Origin of the sequence: Natrarchaeobius halalkaliphilus, from assembly GCF_003841485.1 — an archaeon.
Taxonomy (GTDB): Archaea; Halobacteriota; Halobacteria; order Halobacteriales; family Natrialbaceae; genus Natrarchaeobius; species Natrarchaeobius halalkaliphilus.
On sequence record NZ_REFY01000005.1, the window covers coordinates 99,009 to 115,098 of the forward strand.

The following is a 16,090-nucleotide window of genomic DNA, read 5'->3' on the forward strand; positions in this document are numbered from 1 at the left end:
TGAGTAGCGATCATTCCGTCATAAGACGTCTACTACCCGTACGCGAACGCGTGTTCGTTCGTTTCGACAGACGTCACACTTGGTGGAACGACCAATGGAATCCAATACCAACACGGAGACGATCGATGAGTTCGACGTCGTCCACGAACCCTCGAGCGAGTTCGTCGAATCGACGAACGTTCGGGCGTTCATGGACGCACACGACATCGAGGACTACGAGGAGTTGATCGCTCGAACGACCGGCGACGTCGACGGCGTCGACGCCTCGGGGATCGACTGGTTCTGGGACGAAGTGATCGACTACCTCGAGATCGAGTTCTTCGATCCCTATCGGACCGTTCGAGACGACTCGGACGGCCCCCAGTTCGCGGATTGGTATCCCGAGGGGACGATCAACGTCGCGCACAACGTTCTCGATAGACACGCGGCGACGGATAGCGCCGCCCGAAACAGCGTTGCCTGCATCTGGGAGGGCGAACCCGGGAACGTCAGAGAACTCACCTACCACGAACTCGCACGCCAGACGAACCGGGTCGCAAACGAACTCGAGGCCCGCGGCGTCGGCGTTGGCGATACGGTCGGTCTCTACATGCCGATGGTTCCCGAGGTACTCTCGATTCTCTACGGCTGCTTTTCGGTCGGAGCGATCGCTGTCCCCATTTTCTCCGGATTCGGCGTGGATGCGACCGCCACCCGCCTCGAAGACAGCGAGTGCTCGCTCCTGTTCACCGGCGACGGGTTCTACCGGCGTGGACGCGAGATCACGCTCAAAGAGACGGCCGACGAAGCGATCGAGAAGGCCGGTCACGTCGAGGACGTGATCGTCTTCGATCGCCTCGGCTCCAGCGACCCAGAAACCGATCTCGAGATTCCCTGGAACCCGGGGCGAGATCACTGGTGGCACGACACCGTCTCCGATCGTCCGTCGACACACGAGACGGTCGAACTCCCCGCCGACCACGAGTCGATGATACTGTATTCGTCGGGAACGACCGGAGCGCCGAAGGGGATCGTCCACACGCACGCCGGTGCCCTCGTCCAGGCGGCGAAGGAGGTCTACTTCGGGTTCGATCACAAGCCCGGTGACCGCTTCTTCTGGGTGAGCGACATCGGCTGGATGATGGGGCCGTGGACGCTGCTCGGCAACCACGCGTTCGGCGGAACCGTCTTCATGTACGAGGGCGCACCCGATCATCCGAACCCCGACAGGTACTGGGAGATGATCGACCGCCACGGCATCACTACATTCGGCATCTCGCCGACGGCGATTCGAGCGCTACGCAAGCACGGCAATCAATGGCTCGACGGGCACGATCTCTCTTCGCTGCGAATCCTCGGTTCGACGGGCGAGCCGTGGGATCCCGAGTCGTGGCGGTGGTTCTACGAGCAGATCGGTCGCGGGGAGTGCCCGATCATGAACATCTCCGGCGGCACCGAGATCATGGGCTGTTTTCTCATGCCGATGCCGATCCAGTCGCTCAAACCCTGTACGCTCGGTGGTCCGGGGCTGGGGATGGACGTCGACATCGTCGATTCTTCCGGCGAGTCGGTCGCCGACGATCACGATCGCGGGTTCCTCGTCGCCCGCGACTCGTGTCCGAGCATGACGAAATCGCTCCTCGCCGGCGACGACCGCTACTTGGAGGAGTACTGGTCGACGTGGGACGACTGTTGGGACCACGGCGACTGGGCACAGAAGGATGCCGACGGGTTCTGGTTTCTCCACGGGCGTGCGGACGACGCGCTCAACGTCGCCGGCCGAAAGGTCGGTCCGGCCGAGGTCGAGGGTGCCGCGATGGAACACGACGACGTCAATCAGGCCGCGGCGATCGGCGTTCCCGACGAGACGATCGGAACCGCCGTCGTTCTCTACGTCGTCGTCGAACCCGGTGCCGACGAGTCCGACCAGCTTCGAGACGAGATCCGGTCAGTCGTCGGTGACGAGCAGGGAAAACCGTTCCGTCCGCGTGAAGTCCTGTTCGTCGACGAGTTTCCGAAAACCCAGTCCGGAAAGATCGTACGCCGCACGATTCAGACCACGTACACCGGCGGCGAGCAGGGTGATCTTTCGAGTATCGAGAATCCGGACGCACTCGACGCACTCGAGGAGGCGCGGTGACGATGGCGACGGTACCGACTCGAACGAGTGCCAGCGCGTGTGACGCTCTCCCGACGGGGGTTCGATAAACGGATGACCGACGTCCGAATCGTCGGCGCTGGAATGACGTCGTTCGGCGACCACGCCGATCGAACGGGTCGCTCGCTGTTCAGCGACGTTGCGCGTCGCGCGCTCGAGGACGCGTCACTCTCCTCGGACGCCGTCGACGAGCTGTTCTTCTCTTCTTTCGCGGGAGAACTGTCCGAGTCTCAGAGTCATCAGGCCCCCCTGATGGCTTCGGCAGCCGGTGTCTCGGCCCCGGCGACGCGCGTCGAGGCCGCCTGCGCCTCCGGTGGCGCTGCCGTTCGTCAGGCGGTGACGTCGATCCGGGCCGGCGTCGCCGACGTCGTTCTCGTCGGCGGTGCCGAAAAGCTCACTCACCTCTCGACGCCGGACGCGACCGACGCGCTGTCGCTCGCGGCGGACGAGCGGTGGGAAACCCGAATCGGAACGACGTTTCCCGGAGCCTACGCGCTGATGGCGAGAGCGTATCTCGAGCGCTTCGACGCCGACCGGGAAGATCTCGCTCACGTGGCCGTCAAAAACCACGCGAACGCCGTCGACAACGAACTCGCGCAGTACCGAAACGAGATCGACGTCGAAGACGTTCTCGAGGCGCCGATCGTCTCGGAACCGCTCGGGCTGTACGACTCGTGCCCGTTGACCGACGGTGCGGCCGCCCTCGTTCTGGCCAGCGACGACGTCGTTCGGTCGCGCGACCTCTCCGCGCCGGTGGAGATCGCGGGCATCGGTCAGGCGAGCGATCGTCTCTCGCTGCAAGAACGCGAGTCGCTGTGTGAAACGCCGGCGACGGAGACCGCTGCGAGACGCGCGTACGCCGCTTCCGGTATCGAACCGACGGACGTGGATCTCGCGGAGGTACACGACTGCTTCACCATCGCGGAGATTCTGGCGATCGAAGGGCTCGGATTCGCGGAGATCGGCGAGGGAGGTCGCGCCGCTCGAGACGGAACGACGACCGCGACGGGGACGATACCGGTCAATCTCTCGGGCGGTCTGAAGGCGAAGGGACATCCCGTCGGCGCAACCGGGGTTGCACAGGTCGTCGAACTGGTAAAACTCCTGACCGGCGTCCACGCGAACGCCGACGCCGTCCCCGATTCGAGCGTTGGACTCGCTCACAACGCGGGCGGAACGGTCGCTTCGGCGGTCGTCTCCGTCCTCGAGGTGGTCGAATGAACGGCGAGGTCGGTCTCGAGGAGTGGCTGGACGCGGTGGCTCTTGGTGACGGCTACTACCACCGCTGTTCGTCGGGGCACTCGACGCTCCCTCCGGGCGACCGCTGTCCGGAGTGCGGTAGCGGACTCGAACGACGACCGCTGCCGTCTCGCGGCGAACTGCGTTCGTACACCGTCTCGAACGTTTCGACGCCCGAGTACGACGATCAGACGCCACTCGGGATCGGTATCGCAACGTTCGGATCGGTCGACGTGACCGCACGGTTACCGGCGGTCGAATCCGGCAGGCTCGAGACGGGAACGACCGTCCGTCTGTCCGTCGAGGAACGACGGTCGGACGGCTCTCGAATCCCGGTCTTCCGACTCGATCGGTAAACGAACGGTTCGAACGTGGCGTCAGGCGAGTTGGCGCGCGCGGAGTATCGAAGCGGAGGTTACATGGCGATCCGTCACCGATAGCTACTGCATGGCCGACATCGAGAACCGATCGGTACTTTCACGAACGACAGGCCACGAGACGGCGCTCGCCTGTCTCGAGGCCGGAATCGAGGCCGCACATCCGGACAACCTCGTCGCCGAACGACTCTCGCTCGAGGGCGACGAACTCACGATCGACGGCTTCGGTACCGGGCGAACGGTGTTCGACCTCGAACGGTACGACGACGTGGTTCTCGTTGGCGGCGGGAACGCCGCCAGCCAGCTCGCCAGCGCGGTCGAGGACCTCCTCGGCGAGCGAATCGGCGGGGGCGCTGTCGTCACCGACGATCCGGTCGGGACGGATCGCATCGACGTCTTCGTCGGCGACCATCCGGTTCCGAGCCGTCGCGGCGTCCGCAACGCCGATCGCGTCCTCGAACTCGCACAGAGTGCAACCGAAGACGACCTCGTGATCGCCTGTCTGACCGGCGGTGGGAGTGCGTTGCTCCCGGCTCCGGTCGATTCGATCTCGCTTTCAGAGTTGCAGACGACGACCGATCGGCTGCTCGCGTCCGGCGCGACGATCCACGAGATCAACGCCGTCCGAAAGCACTGTTCGCTGATCAAAGGCGGCCAACTCGCACGCGGCGCGTCTCCCGCGACCGTCGTCGGCCTGGTGGTAAGCGACGTGGTTGGCGACGATCCGAGTGTCGTCGCGAGCGGACCGACCGTTCCGGATTCGACGACGTACGAGGACGCGATCGCCGTCTTCGAGCGGTACGATCTCGACGTCCCGGACGCCGTTTGGACCCACCTTCGAAACGGCCTCGACGGCTCGGTACCGGAGACGCCCGGACCGGACGATCCGCTGTTCGAGCGCGTCTCGACGCACGTTCTCGGAAACAATCGAACCGCCCTCGACGCGGCCGCCGAGGCGGCCGCCGCCCGCGGTTACGAGCCGGTCGTCCTCTCGTCTCGAGTCCGGGGTGAAGCGCGCGAGGCCGCGCTCACCCACGTCGCGATCGCGGAGGAGTGCCGGACGACGGGAGATCCGGTTGCGCCACCCGCCGTTTTTCTCTCGGGTGGCGAAACGACGGTGACGCTGGGCCAGGAGTACGGCACCGGCGGCCCCAATCAGGAGTTCGTCCTGAGCGCCGCCGTCGAACTCGAACTGGACGGCGTCGTCGTCGCCGCGGTGGACACCGACGGCATCGACGGGGCGACCGACGCGGCCGGCGCGATCGCGGACGCGTCGTCGGTGGACACAGTCGAGGGAAGGACCGCGCTCGAGTCGAACGATTCGACGACCGCGCTTTCCCAAGCGGGCTCGATCGTTCGAACGGGACAGACGGGAACCAACGTCAACGACCTGCGCGTTTTCGTCGTCGATTCGAACCGCTGAGCGCCCGCCGACGTTCCGCTTCGTACGGTCCGCTGTATTCGTGTCCCGGCGCAACCGCCGAGCGGGTTGTGGTCGCTCTGGAACCGACGAGCAGCGGCGCGTCTCAGCGTACGCAACGGATCATCGTGTCAGTCGTTGCGATCCACCGCATCGCTCGAGCGAGCGTCGACCGTTCCGTCGTGAGCATTAACACGGAGACGTCGAACGCACCGATCCAACTGACATGAGGATTTTGATCGCCAGTTCGAACAATAGTAACGATTAAAAGCAATTGCTCATCTAGGGGTAGTGAATTGGTCTCGAGCGGTAATGATCTCGGTCGTGAGTTCGTGGAGTGAGTCAAAGAGCCGATTGCTGAAATCCGCTTGGAACTGTCTCCAGTACTCTTCTAGTGCATTCAACTCCGGCGAATATTACGGTAATGTAACGAACGCGAGGTCCGTTGCGGCCGACGCCTGAAATACGGCGCTTTATCGAGCACGATAATTAACCTCATAGAATTCTTTGTATACTACGTAAATGAAATGTATGGTATAATTATGTTGACATTGTCCGCGACTCGGTAGAAAAATCGATCGCTGCTCTCGGTGATCACGTCCAGCAAGCACGTACGATCGCGTTGTCCAGAAAATCCCACGTTCGGTCGTGTACCGCACGGAAATCATGTGGTACGTGGCTCGACTTGATGAATTTCTTGGTTTGATCGATTCAGACTACTGTGGCGTCCATCTCTCGCTGCTTTTATGAGTTCCTCGCGGAACGTTTCTTGCACCTCAATATCAGACCCGACGGCTGTACGGCCTGGTTTGATAGCTCAATGCCGCTTCTTTGAGCAACCGCCGGTAGCTCGGAATTGAGTACTCGATATATAGGTCTCGTCGAGATAGTGCTGTGCGAGCGTCGGTGTTCACGCCGGTGTGTCGATTTCAATTTCACCGGTGGTTCGCGGAAAACGCCTTTGAATTCTTATTACTTTATCATTGTGTTTCACATCTACTACTAGCCATTTTATATTAATGTAGACTGTTAGACTGACTCGTCGGTGTCGAGTCGCTTGAGTCAGCTGTAGATCGTTCGGCGGTAGGTGTCGTGATATTCGACAAGTCCAGTCTGTGTCACTCCGTTTTGCACATGTCCGTCGCTAATAACCGCTGTATTGGCTGCTTTTTCTCGACATTGTTGAGCGTACCGTGAAGTCCTTCGACAAAAACCCCGTTGAGATAGTTCAATAAACCTGTAACAAAAATCGAGTAAAAAATTCTAATGCCTAGTATAGTCCACAATTTATTTTCCTGGTTTCCTTATGCTAATGTACCTTTCTGGCAGTTGGATCCGGTACCCCATCCAGAATGTTTCGAGGATCGAGCTGTTCCGCGTTGAACTGTAGAAGAGGTTCTGTGAACCGAGGACTACTCAACCAGATATCCGATGTTCTCGCCACGTTTGACCTCGACGAGGCACCACACTACAGCTCACTCTGTCGGTGGGAACAACAGTACCGGATGAGTGAAACGGGCTTCTCGAAATTGAAGGAAGCCGACGGCGAGAAGCTTCGCTTCCGGAGCTGGTATAATGACCGAGAGAAGTATTGGGAACAGCTGTCCGAGATAGTACCACTACAGGAACCAGCTGTCGGCAGGTGGAGTAGAACTATTCCCAGGACTTAGCTAATCCATTAGGCCAGTTCCGGGAGCTGACTCGCAGTGCATCGTGCATAGCCTAATGCAGGCGGCGAGCCTGAGTGGTCTGCGAAAGCGTTGACCCCTTTGGAAGCGTATCTTTCTCGATGAACAACAGTCAACGTGGTTTGTTGGTGCAGCATTTGTCCGAAGCGGAACTCGATCAAGCGGTTGAAGCGGCTCAGAAGGCCGACGAGACCCGTCTCGTCCGGAGACTGTGTTTCATCAAGAACCTGTACCAAGGAGATACGCGCGAGCAAGCGGGCCGACGCGTCGGGATCTCCAGGTCCACGACGCGTCGCTGGGCAGTTGCCTGGAATGATGATGGAATCGAGGGGCTCTCATCACGCGAAACTCACCCAGAAACGGGCTGACGAACTCGACATCGAGTTCGTCTTCATCCCTTCGTATTCACCGACGCTAAACGCCATCGAACCACTGTGGAAAGACCTGAAGCGCGAGATCTCGCCAGAGATCTTCGCAGATCGAGACCACTTCAAAGAGTTCCTCACTGAGACATTTCTTCGGTTGAGCCATCGGCTGAGCTTTGCTAATGACTGGATCGAGACATTCCTCCCAGATGTTCAGAAGTTGTGCTGATCACTCAACTCGCCGCCTGCTCCATCTTCTCTGGGCGTATCCAGGAGAAGCATCGTCGTCATTGGACCAATAGTGAAAGATACCATGATTTCACCCCTTCGATAAATACTTCTGGCGATAACTCCTGTATCTTCTGACTCCAAGAATCGGTCTCGCATGTCGTAAAACCGTGAGTGATCGACCTCATTCCGACGCGTCTTGCGTTTAACAAGGCATGGCAGGACCTGGATTGCGGCCGTTTCAACGGTGTCGGCTCGAGATCGATTGCGAATCGATCAACACACACTCTTAGTGTGTGTATTCACTGACTAGTTTTGTCGTTGATCCCATTTAGATCGGTTCGACTGTGTACGCATTGACTTCAATAGTTAATATTCACTATATTACCCAAAACTTCGTATTTAATTCCATTATTCATATATAATTAAACATTGTATATCATAATATCTTAAATCCTACTCGCTATCAACGATAGTTAGTCGCAGTGAACGTATTATACGACGGTTACCAACAGCGATGATTCACAGATTTCATATTGAATAACCTATAATTGACGAAATCTACAGTATGAATACAAAAACATATTCAATTATAGTATTATTTGTATGATATGAATCTATGAAAGTCCTCCAAACGAGCTTTATGTATGCTTGGTGATATCCTTCTGGGTGAGCGCAGTACTCACCCAATCAATCGTTGAGAACCGCTGGAAGGCGTTGGTTTCGAAAAGTCGAACACCCAGTAGGCAGGAGAGCCCTTTCTTCGCAGTGCTGTTGCCGTTGAGAGCACGAATAATGCACCTTGAGAGATAGTTCGAAATTGGTTAAATATCTGTAAAATCAATCGCTGCATCCCGTTTTTGGGATGGCCACTGAATCAGTGAAAATACCGGAATCAAGCTCCATCCAGTGATTCTACGAAGCAAATCATGCGCCGCTTGAAACCGTATCACTCAGCTAACTCTTCCGGAGTAATGTCTTTGTGTACACAGTCGCCGTTAACAACCGTTGCATCGGACTTTTCACCAATCTTATCGGGAGCATAATCATAGCTCTATTGTAATTCAAGATCAAGAGGTTAGCTCCACTGGAGATAGTGTTTCCGGCCAATACGAAGTAAACGATCAAGTGCCATACCAATAATCATGATCGCAATAATTATTGCGTAAACCTGTGTCGGATTAAATGTTCGAACTCCATCAATTTCTAATGCGCCGAGTCCTCCACCCCCTGCTACCATCTCAAACACAAAAGTGATGATTAGTGATAGAGGAAGAGCGATTTGAAGACCTGTTACGATACCTGGTGATGCGGCAGGCAAAACGACTCGCCAAAGTAGTTGGCGGTCAGTTGTCCCCATCATTCGAGCCGACCAAATGTAATTTTTGTCTATCTGTTTGGCGCTATTTCGAGCATTAACTGCAATTGGCCAAAAAGTCCCAATAGCAACCATGATGATTTTAGATGTGTCACCAATTCCGAACCAAAGCATAAATACAGGGATGAGCGCAATGATTGGGATAGGATAACCAATTTTTATGATCGGATCGAAGAACCATTCTACAACGGAATTCCTCGAAATAAGAATCCCTATTGTGATACCGAAAATAGCGCCAATTACTAAGCCAATTAGCGCCCTTCGAAGGGTGAGATACGAATGGTATATCAATTCACCAGTCATCATCAACTCGAGGAATTCAATTAAAACATCTGATAATGGCGGAAGATGATAATAATATACAAGACCCATTTGAGCGAGAACTTCCCAAAGAATGAGTACAATCACGAGTGAATAAATAGATTTTGTAAACTGCATAAAATCGTCTTTGTCGAAGTTTACACCCATACTATCACCTTCTCACGAAGCATTTCAAATCCAGTAACAAATAGGTAGGCAACTACAGAAATAATCACAATATTGGCAAACATTACTTGATAGTTTCCAACCTGACCTGCCTCTAAGATAAGATAACCAATGCCTTCATAAGAGGCGATGAGTTCTGCACTCACAAGTGCAATAAAGGCGATCGGGATCGCTTGTCGAATACCGGTCAAAATATTAGGTATTGTTGCTGGTATCACTACCTTTTGAAGGAGTTCCCATCCGTCAGTACCCATCATCTTCGCTGACCAGATAAGATTCTGATCAACATTTTCAGCAGCGTTATACGAATTCAAAATAATAGGTAACAAACAAGCTAGAAAAACGACTAGTATTGCGGGTCCAGTACCAACTCCAAGCCATAACATTGCTAAAGGCACCAATGCGACCTTGGGAATAGGATACAGTATTGATAAGAAAACGTCAAAGAAGTTTTCTATAGGTTTAGACCGCGCCATACTGATTCCCAATAGAACACCAATACTGATGCTTAAGCCTATCCCTATTGCAAATCGATAGATGGAAATAAAAAGATGTGAATAGATGTCGCCACTAATAATTAGATCGTTTACTTCGAACGCCACGATAATTGGAGATGGTAAAACATCATTAGCAACGACAGTACCGCTCGCTAGCTCCCAAAAGCCGATGACAATGGCAATTGGTATCCAATTGATGATTGATTGTGCGGCGCGTTGGAATTGTCGAGGGATTCGATTATGGGTCGTTATATTGGTTTGTGCCATGGCTATACCTCTGGTTGAGTTTCTTCTCGGAGTGACATCCAGACAGTGTTTTTTGTTGATATAAATTCATCTGTAGTTATTATTTCTTCCCGATTAAGCGATCGATCTATATCAAAAGGCACAACCGTTTTTTTTGTTCCTGGATGGCTAGTCATAATCATGACCCGTTCGGAGAGATAAACCGCCTCTTCGACATCATGAGTGATAAATACCACTGTTTTTTCTAATTCTTTCCAAATATCTAATAATTGATCCTGTAAGGACTCTCGAAGTGGTTGATCCAGGGCCCCGAACGGTTCGTCCATAAGAAGAATTTTTGGGTCATATGCAAGAGTACGTGCAATAGCAACTCGTTGTTTCATCCCTCCGGATAGCTCCTTGGGGTATCGATCTTCAAACCCACTGAGATCCATCATATCTATGTATCTTTGGGCAGTTGAACGACGTTCTTCTTTTGGCATACCTTTCTGTTCAAGCCCATATGTAACATTTTTCAAAACTGTTCTCCATGGGAAAAGGGCATAATCTTGGAAGACCACACCTCGATCTGTTCCTGGTCCATCAATGGGATTACCGTCAACAGTAATTGAACCAGATGTAGTTTCAAGAAACCCAGCAAGCAAGTAGAGTAATGAACTTTTCCCGCATCCGCTTGGACCCACTATACTGACGAACTCCCCACCGGCAATCTCAAATGTGAGATCTTTAATTGCCTTTGTCTTCTCTGGTCCGTCATCATACACTTTTCCAAGCTTTTCTATAGTTACTTTTCCATCATTCATTGCTGATCAACCCCTTCTTTTGATTAAGTTCCCAAACTGGGTTTAACATTATGAAAATACCTGTTACACTGTAGTTCTGTAGCACATTCCAATGGTGTGTGATCACCCTATAAAAAAGTTCTTCTCAGATATTTAGTTCTCTTTCAAGTTTTCATAGGACTCTTTTCATACCGTAATGATCGTACTTCTGGAGAGCGTGTTCCCTATGTCAACCCCGACCAATTCGGGCGTTTGCGACCTTGTCACTAAATAACTGAATACTCAGCCAAACCGATCCTTACAATGGAGATGTGCATTGATGTTACCAGAGTCAACTATGGACGTCTTTGTGACGAATCAAATTGTTACGGCCTGATTGGTAGTTCATCATCGATAAATGTTGTAATGGTTGGTACCTCGCAACATTTTCGGAATGAAATACTGGGAGTTGACTAGAACCAAAGGCTATCATTTCATCGCCTGCCGACACATGAAAAAATTTCATGAAAGAATTATACTTTCATTAAATAGATGATATATATTATAATAGATATATTTCAACACGAATATAAGAGTCATAAACCATCTCAATTATATAGTCCTTCAGGAACCAATTGAATATCTGACCATAATCAATAATTATAAATACTGTTGGTATAATTATCCAGTGATGCCAAGTCATCGAAGAAGTTTCATGAAGAAAGTAGCGATTGGTGCAAGTGCAGGAATTTCTGGCATTACTGCTGGATGCCTGGGAGATAACGATGATACGGAACTTCAAGTAGGGATTGTGGATCCGCTCACAGAACCTGTTTCGTTGTTTGGAATAGATGAGATCGCGGATACAGCAGGCGAAAATATGGGGGCAGAATACGAGTTAACTGTTAATGCGGCTGAGGGGTCTCCACAGGTAATCAATCAGCTTTCAGCTGGCGAATTACAGATTGGAAATGTGGCCTATGCGAGCTTTCCACGATCAGTAGCGCAAGAGGCAGTACCGGGCGGTATTACTGGTATTGTCAGTGAGGCTCGTGATGCCCATCCAGATTATAAGCCTTGGGAGATACTTACGCTCGAAGATTCAGATATCTCCGAACCCGAGGATTTAGAGGGAAGTGACTTCGGCGTGAATGCAGTCGGAACTGGTGTTCACGCTATTTGTGAATTGGGCCTTCGCGAGTTTGGTCTCAATCCAGATGAAGATATTGACTGGGTCGAAATCGAATTTCCCGCAATCGGTTCTGCACTTCGAGATGGTCGAATCGATGCGGGGATATTTGTTCCTGTGTTTTCACATGCCGAAGTGGCTGAAGGGGGTGTCGAATTAGTGTTTGATTCAACAGATGTCTGGGATGAGCAGTACGATTTCACGTTCCTTGCTGCCCGAAATGAGTTCTTGGATGATAACAGCGACACTGTCGAATACTTCTTAGAAGACTATACAAATTTACTTGAATACATATATGATCCAGACAATCGGGATGACGTTGTTTCGCTAGCTAGTGATGAGTTCGATGTCCCGGAGGAACTTCTAGATATGTACTATCTTACCGAAGAAGATTTCTATCGACCACAGGATGGACGACTTGATATTCCTCGTCTACAAGAAGTTATTGACAGATTATATGAATCGGAATTAATAGAAGATAATATTAATGTCGAAGATAATGCTACAAATGAATACCTACCGTGATACGCAGAGTCAAGCGTGTGACAAGAAGTCATCCAAGACGAGCCTGCTCCAATAGCGCACAGACGTTCTCTTCTAATTGATCTTCAAGGAACCTCAGGACACTCATCTCAGAAACCGATAACAGTTCTACTATCCGTACAAATATCGTCGTCAAGGATCCACCCTTCGTCTTCATCATTAGAACGCTTGTTATGTGCTGTCTCTGGTTCCTCGTCGAACGCGTCTGCGACGTGTTCTTCGAGGATTTCGTCGGCGCTTTCTGGCCGGGAAGGGCGTTTTGGACGTGGTTTAGCGTAGGAGAGTCCGAGATTCCGGAGGAATTGATCGAGATAATCCGGATGGTACTCAACAGCAAACTCTTCGTCCAAGAGCTGATGAACTTCCTGTGCTTTCCAGGGCTGTCCCTCCGGAGAAGTTCTAGAAGACGCTCTTGTACCTCTTCACTGAACTTCGGGGGCGAAAGGCCTCCGCAGCTCGGTGTCAACTGACCAAATCCACTGTCGTTCCGCCGACGCGTCCAGCGACTTCCAGTCGAAGAAGGTTTTCTAACGTCATCGGCTGCTTCCTCGTACGTTGCACCGTTGTAGAGGCGTTTGACAAAGGTGAGCCGTTTGATTATCTTTGGATCGTCTGCTTCGTCCAGCAGGCGATTCAACTCCCCCTCACTCAGATGATGAACGAACTCACCCATCTCAGTCATTGCCTATAACTCCCGTCACTCATTAAGCCGCCGCGACAGTTCCCTACCGATCTTCGAGGAGACCAACCCGATTACCGTGACTGCTGGCAAAAATCGCGCTTCAGATTAACTCAACTGACGACGCCTTGTGAGGTACTGAGAATGCTCGACCTAAAATGAACATGCGAGTGAGAAGCTTTTTTATGTGAATAGACGACGACGGAATTATCCGAGTAAGAAGTGAACTCTTCGAGGGATGGTATACGATACTCCAGGCAAAGTGGTGATTTGAGATGGTCCGCACATGTTCAAAAATCACTCAAGTGGCGTGTTCTCGCGGGACTTCTGTACCACGCTGGCCTGTCTTACCGCCGGGTTGAACGTTCGTGAACTGACCACACAAAACGACCAGGAAATGGCCTCATCCACCCAGTATCTATTTGAGCCTGAGTGTCGGGCCTGACAGTAGGTTGATCTCGACAAGAATAGAGCTAAGCCGAAGTCGATGACGAGGAGATTTACGCCTGGGTGGCGTTCGATTGTGACACCCTGGAAGTGCCCGCTGTCGAGGTATCTCCATGCTGATCGACTGATTACACTGTCGTTTCTCATAGAGTGGTGAAACGGTACTGCGGCCGGCTGCTGACCACGACCCTTGGAACAACTGATCATTTGACCTCTTTGACTTTGACTATGAGCGCGAAATCTAGAACATTTGTTCCTTATCGAATCAAGCGTTTTGGCGCTTATTTCCCACCAAGATATAACTGAATCAACGAGATCGTGATTATTAGCCTTCGTGGCTCTTCATAATGCGATAATCTAACCTTGACACCCTTGTAATCTGTGAGGAATGCAACAGACTTCCACACGTAGGTTAACGCGTACGATTCACAATTAGATATGTAATTGTTACCGAACAGTGTCTGATAGGACTAACCTGTTCAACCCGTCCACATTTCAGTAGGTGGTGTTCATCCGAATCATCGTTCTCTCTACACTTCTAATCAAAATATATGACGATGTAATATTTTCAAATATATTTCAAGATAGCACTCTATATTCGGGTGACAATAATTTTGGGGGAAGTTATAAATCTGAGCAGGAAAAAACTTTATTGATGGGAGTTTTATCCCCATTCAGAGTTGGTGATGTATCATGAAAGCACATGAAGCAATCGTGGAGATGTTTGTTAACGAAGATGTAGATACTATATTCTCATTAACTTCGGAGGAAATAATCCCAATTCTCTCTGAAGCAGAGGACAAATGGGGAAATGAACTCAGAGTAGTTAATTGTAGACACGAACAGGGTGCCGCCGCCATGGCCGACGGGTATTCGCGGGCCGACGACGGTATCGGCGTCTGTATTGTCGGTCGTGGTCCGGCGATCGCCCAGACAGGGACGGCGTTACAGGGGGCCAACAACCACGGCTCCAACGTGCTGTACCTCGTTCCGGAGACCCGTCTCACCGCAACCCACGACGGGAAGGGGTTCGAACAGGAAACGTTTCTGCGATCGATGGCGGGCGAGGTCGAATCAGTCAGATCGTCTGATGTGCTCCTCTCGAGCCTAGCGGATGTGTTTCGACGTATCCGCGCCGGTGACGGACCGATTGCCGTTCAGGTACCAATTGATGTCCTCGAGAGCAACCTATCGGAGACGTCGATCCTGGAGGACTACACTACACCCGGGAGCGGGCGACAGGATGCCCGGATCCACCCCGACGAGACGAAACTCGAGGAAGCCCTCGATGCGTACCTCGACTCGGACGCAACGAAAGCGCCGATCATCATCGCTGGTCGCGGGGCGATGCGATCCGACGCGAAAGAGGAGATCGAGCAGCTGGCGGAGCGGATGAACGCCTACCTAGTGACCACCCTTCAGGCCAACGGCTACTTCTCCGACCATCCGTACTCACTCGGCTTTGCGGGTGATCTCGGGACCAGAATTGCGAACAAGTACCTGAGTGAAACCGGATTCGTGTTCGCACTCGGGTGCAGTTTGAATCATCACACGGTTGACAAGGGTCACCTACTCTCCGAAGAGGCAAACATCGTTCACGTGGATATCGATCCGACCCACATCGGCCGGTACACCGACGTCAACGTCGGTATTGTCGGGGACGTGAGAACGACGACCGAAGCGTTTCGTGAGGAACTCAAGAGCTTTGGAATCGATCGCTCGGGCGAGTTCTGGACCGATCGGGTTCGACGGCGTATCGAGGACAGTTCCCCCATGCCCGACCGCTCGTTCGAAGACCAGCCCGGAACCGTTGATCCCCGCGACCTGATTGAAGCGCTCGACGACACGCTGCCGGACGGCCGACTCGTGTACTCCGACGTCGGGCATTTCTGTGGGTGGGTCTTCGACGGGTTGACAATCGATCCGACGGATCGATTGACGTGGTTGGTCGATTTCCTTGCACTTGGGCAGGGACTTCCGGTCGGAATCGGCGCCGCGCTAGCCGAGGACGATCGAACATGCGTTGTCTTCTGTGGTGATGGGGGGCTGATGATGTCCCTTCCGGAACTGGATACGGCGGTTCGACATGACGTTCCAATGATCGTCGTGGTGATAAACGACGACGCGCTTGGTGCTGAGTACCACATGGGGAAAAAACGCGGCTACTCCGGCTCGGTCGGGAAGATTCGGGCTCCCGACTTCGAAGCACTCGCAACCGATATGGGTGCCGAGGCACACACCGTCCGTTCGGTGGACGACGTCGAAGCAATCGAAGCGGAGCTGACCCCTGAGCTGAGCGGACCCGTCATCGTCGATTGCAGGGTAAATCCGGAGGCTCGTCACCGAACGATGGGTGAAATGTCGATCGATTAAATCCAGTTATTAGTCTAGAATTCTTCGATAGGATATA

11 protein-coding genes and 3 pseudogenes are annotated in these 16,090 nt (G+C 52.8%); 9 read left to right on the forward strand and 5 right to left on the reverse strand.

Annotated elements, in window-relative coordinates; translation table 11 throughout:
* Positions 1-94 precede the first annotated feature (94 nt).
* The 4 genes from EA462_RS13200 (at position 95) to EA462_RS13215 (ending at position 5,176) form a co-directional block, all read left to right on the forward strand.
* A complete protein-coding gene (locus EA462_RS13200) occupies positions 95-2,119 on the forward strand; it encodes an AMP-binding protein (RefSeq protein ID WP_124179050.1) in 2,025 nt (674 codons plus the stop codon).
* A gap of 72 nt (positions 2,120-2,191) precedes the next feature.
* Positions 2,192-3,358 (forward strand): thiolase domain-containing protein, encoded by a 1,167-nt coding sequence (locus EA462_RS13205; protein WP_124179289.1) that lies wholly within the window; start codon positions 2,192-2,194, stop codon positions 3,356-3,358.
* Positions 3,355-3,732, forward strand: a complete 378-nt coding sequence (locus EA462_RS13210) for a Zn-ribbon domain-containing OB-fold protein (RefSeq protein WP_124179051.1) — start codon at positions 3,355-3,357, stop codon at positions 3,730-3,732. Before EA462_RS13205 ends, EA462_RS13210 begins: the two co-directional genes overlap by 4 nt.
* Before the next feature lie 91 nt (positions 3,733-3,823).
* On the forward strand, positions 3,824-5,176 hold the full coding sequence (locus EA462_RS13215) for a glycerate kinase type-2 family protein (RefSeq protein WP_124179052.1): 1,353 nt from the start codon (positions 3,824-3,826) through the stop codon (positions 5,174-5,176).
* 275 nt (positions 5,177-5,451) lie between these two features.
* Here the strand turns inward: EA462_RS13215 and EA462_RS13220 are convergent.
* Positions 5,452-6,405, reverse strand: a pseudogene (locus EA462_RS13220) (IS630 family transposase).
* Positions 6,406-6,588: 183 nt separating this feature from the next.
* On the opposite strand from EA462_RS13220, the pseudogene EA462_RS17910 reads away from it, so the two are divergent.
* From EA462_RS17910 to EA462_RS13230, 3 genes and pseudogenes are all read left to right on the forward strand, one after another.
* A pseudogene (locus EA462_RS17910) lies at positions 6,589-6,687 on the forward strand (IS5/IS1182 family transposase); the annotation flags it as partial.
* 275 nt (positions 6,688-6,962) lie between these two features.
* Entirely contained in the window at positions 6,963-7,229 is a 267-nt protein-coding gene (locus tag EA462_RS17915; RefSeq protein ID WP_124179053.1) for a helix-turn-helix domain-containing protein, read from the forward strand.
* The gene (locus EA462_RS13230) at positions 7,174-7,455 is read left to right on the forward strand and encodes a transposase (protein WP_124179054.1); all 282 of its coding nucleotides are present in this window, start codon (positions 7,174-7,176) and stop codon (positions 7,453-7,455) included. Before EA462_RS17915 ends, EA462_RS13230 begins: the two co-directional genes overlap by 56 nt.
* A gap of 1,077 nt (positions 7,456-8,532) precedes the next feature.
* On the opposite strand, the gene EA462_RS13235 is transcribed toward EA462_RS13230, so the two are convergent.
* Genes EA462_RS13235 through EA462_RS13245 form a run of 3 tightly spaced genes read right to left on the reverse strand, consistent with a single transcriptional unit; the run spans position 8,533 to position 10,864 of the window.
* Positions 8,533-9,300, reverse strand: a complete 768-nt coding sequence (locus EA462_RS13235) for an ABC transporter permease (RefSeq protein ID WP_124179055.1) — start codon at positions 9,298-9,300, stop codon at positions 8,533-8,535.
* Positions 9,291-10,082 carry an ABC transporter permease gene (locus EA462_RS13240; protein WP_124179056.1) on the reverse strand — a complete coding sequence of 264 codons (792 nt, stop codon included), beginning with the start codon at positions 10,080-10,082 and terminating at the stop codon, positions 9,291-9,293. Before EA462_RS13240 ends, EA462_RS13235 begins: the two co-directional genes overlap by 10 nt.
* A gap of 2 nt (positions 10,083-10,084) precedes the next feature.
* A complete protein-coding gene (locus EA462_RS13245; protein WP_124179057.1) occupies positions 10,085-10,864 on the reverse strand; it encodes an ABC transporter ATP-binding protein in 780 nt (259 codons plus the stop codon).
* A gap of 673 nt (positions 10,865-11,537) precedes the next feature.
* Between EA462_RS13245 and EA462_RS13250 the strand changes: the two genes are divergently transcribed.
* Positions 11,538-12,536, forward strand: coding sequence for an ABC transporter substrate-binding protein (locus tag EA462_RS13250; RefSeq protein ID WP_165872068.1), 999 nt, complete (start codon positions 11,538-11,540; stop codon positions 12,534-12,536).
* A 37-nt stretch (positions 12,537-12,573) separates the two neighbouring features.
* On the opposite strand, the pseudogene EA462_RS13255 reads toward EA462_RS13250, so the two are convergent.
* Positions 12,574-13,236 (reverse strand): annotated as a pseudogene (locus EA462_RS13255) (IS630 family transposase); the annotation flags it as partial.
* Positions 13,237-14,373: 1,137 nt separating this feature from the next.
* Between EA462_RS13255 and EA462_RS13260 the strand changes: the two are divergent.
* Positions 14,374-16,053, forward strand: coding sequence for a thiamine pyrophosphate-binding protein (locus tag EA462_RS13260; protein ID WP_124179059.1), 1,680 nt, complete (start codon positions 14,374-14,376; stop codon positions 16,051-16,053).
* The last annotated feature ends 37 nt before the right edge of the window (positions 16,054-16,090 follow it).

What these genes read in the sequence shown, in the direction of transcription:
- EA462_RS13210 (WP_124179051.1), top strand. Translation starts at nt 3,355, where the DNA reads ATGAACGGCGAGGTCGGTCTCGAGGAGTGGCTGGACGCGGTGGCTCTT.
- EA462_RS13245 (WP_124179057.1), bottom strand. Translation starts at nt 10,864, where the DNA reads ATGAATGATGGAAAAGTAACTATAGAAAAGCTTGGAAAAGTGTATGAT.
- EA462_RS13250 (WP_165872068.1), top strand. Translation starts at nt 11,538, where the DNA reads ATGAAGAAAGTAGCGATTGGTGCAAGTGCAGGAATTTCTGGCATTACT.
- EA462_RS13260 (WP_124179059.1), top strand. Translation starts at nt 14,374, where the DNA reads ATGAAAGCACATGAAGCAATCGTGGAGATGTTTGTTAACGAAGATGTA.
- EA462_RS17915 (WP_124179053.1), top strand. Translation starts at nt 6,963, where the DNA reads ATGAACAACAGTCAACGTGGTTTGTTGGTGCAGCATTTGTCCGAAGCG.
- EA462_RS13240 (WP_124179056.1), bottom strand. Translation starts at nt 10,082, where the DNA reads ATGGCACAAACCAATATAACGACCCATAATCGAATCCCTCGACAATTC.
- EA462_RS13205 (WP_124179289.1), top strand. Translation starts at nt 2,192, where the DNA reads ATGACCGACGTCCGAATCGTCGGCGCTGGAATGACGTCGTTCGGCGAC.
- EA462_RS13235 (WP_124179055.1), bottom strand. Translation starts at nt 9,300, where the DNA reads ATGGGTGTAAACTTCGACAAAGACGATTTTATGCAGTTTACAAAATCT.
- EA462_RS13215 (WP_124179052.1), top strand. Translation starts at nt 3,824, where the DNA reads ATGGCCGACATCGAGAACCGATCGGTACTTTCACGAACGACAGGCCAC.
- EA462_RS13230 (WP_124179054.1), top strand. Translation starts at nt 7,174, where the DNA reads ATGATGATGGAATCGAGGGGCTCTCATCACGCGAAACTCACCCAGAAA.
- EA462_RS13200 (WP_124179050.1), top strand. Translation starts at nt 95, where the DNA reads ATGGAATCCAATACCAACACGGAGACGATCGATGAGTTCGACGTCGTC.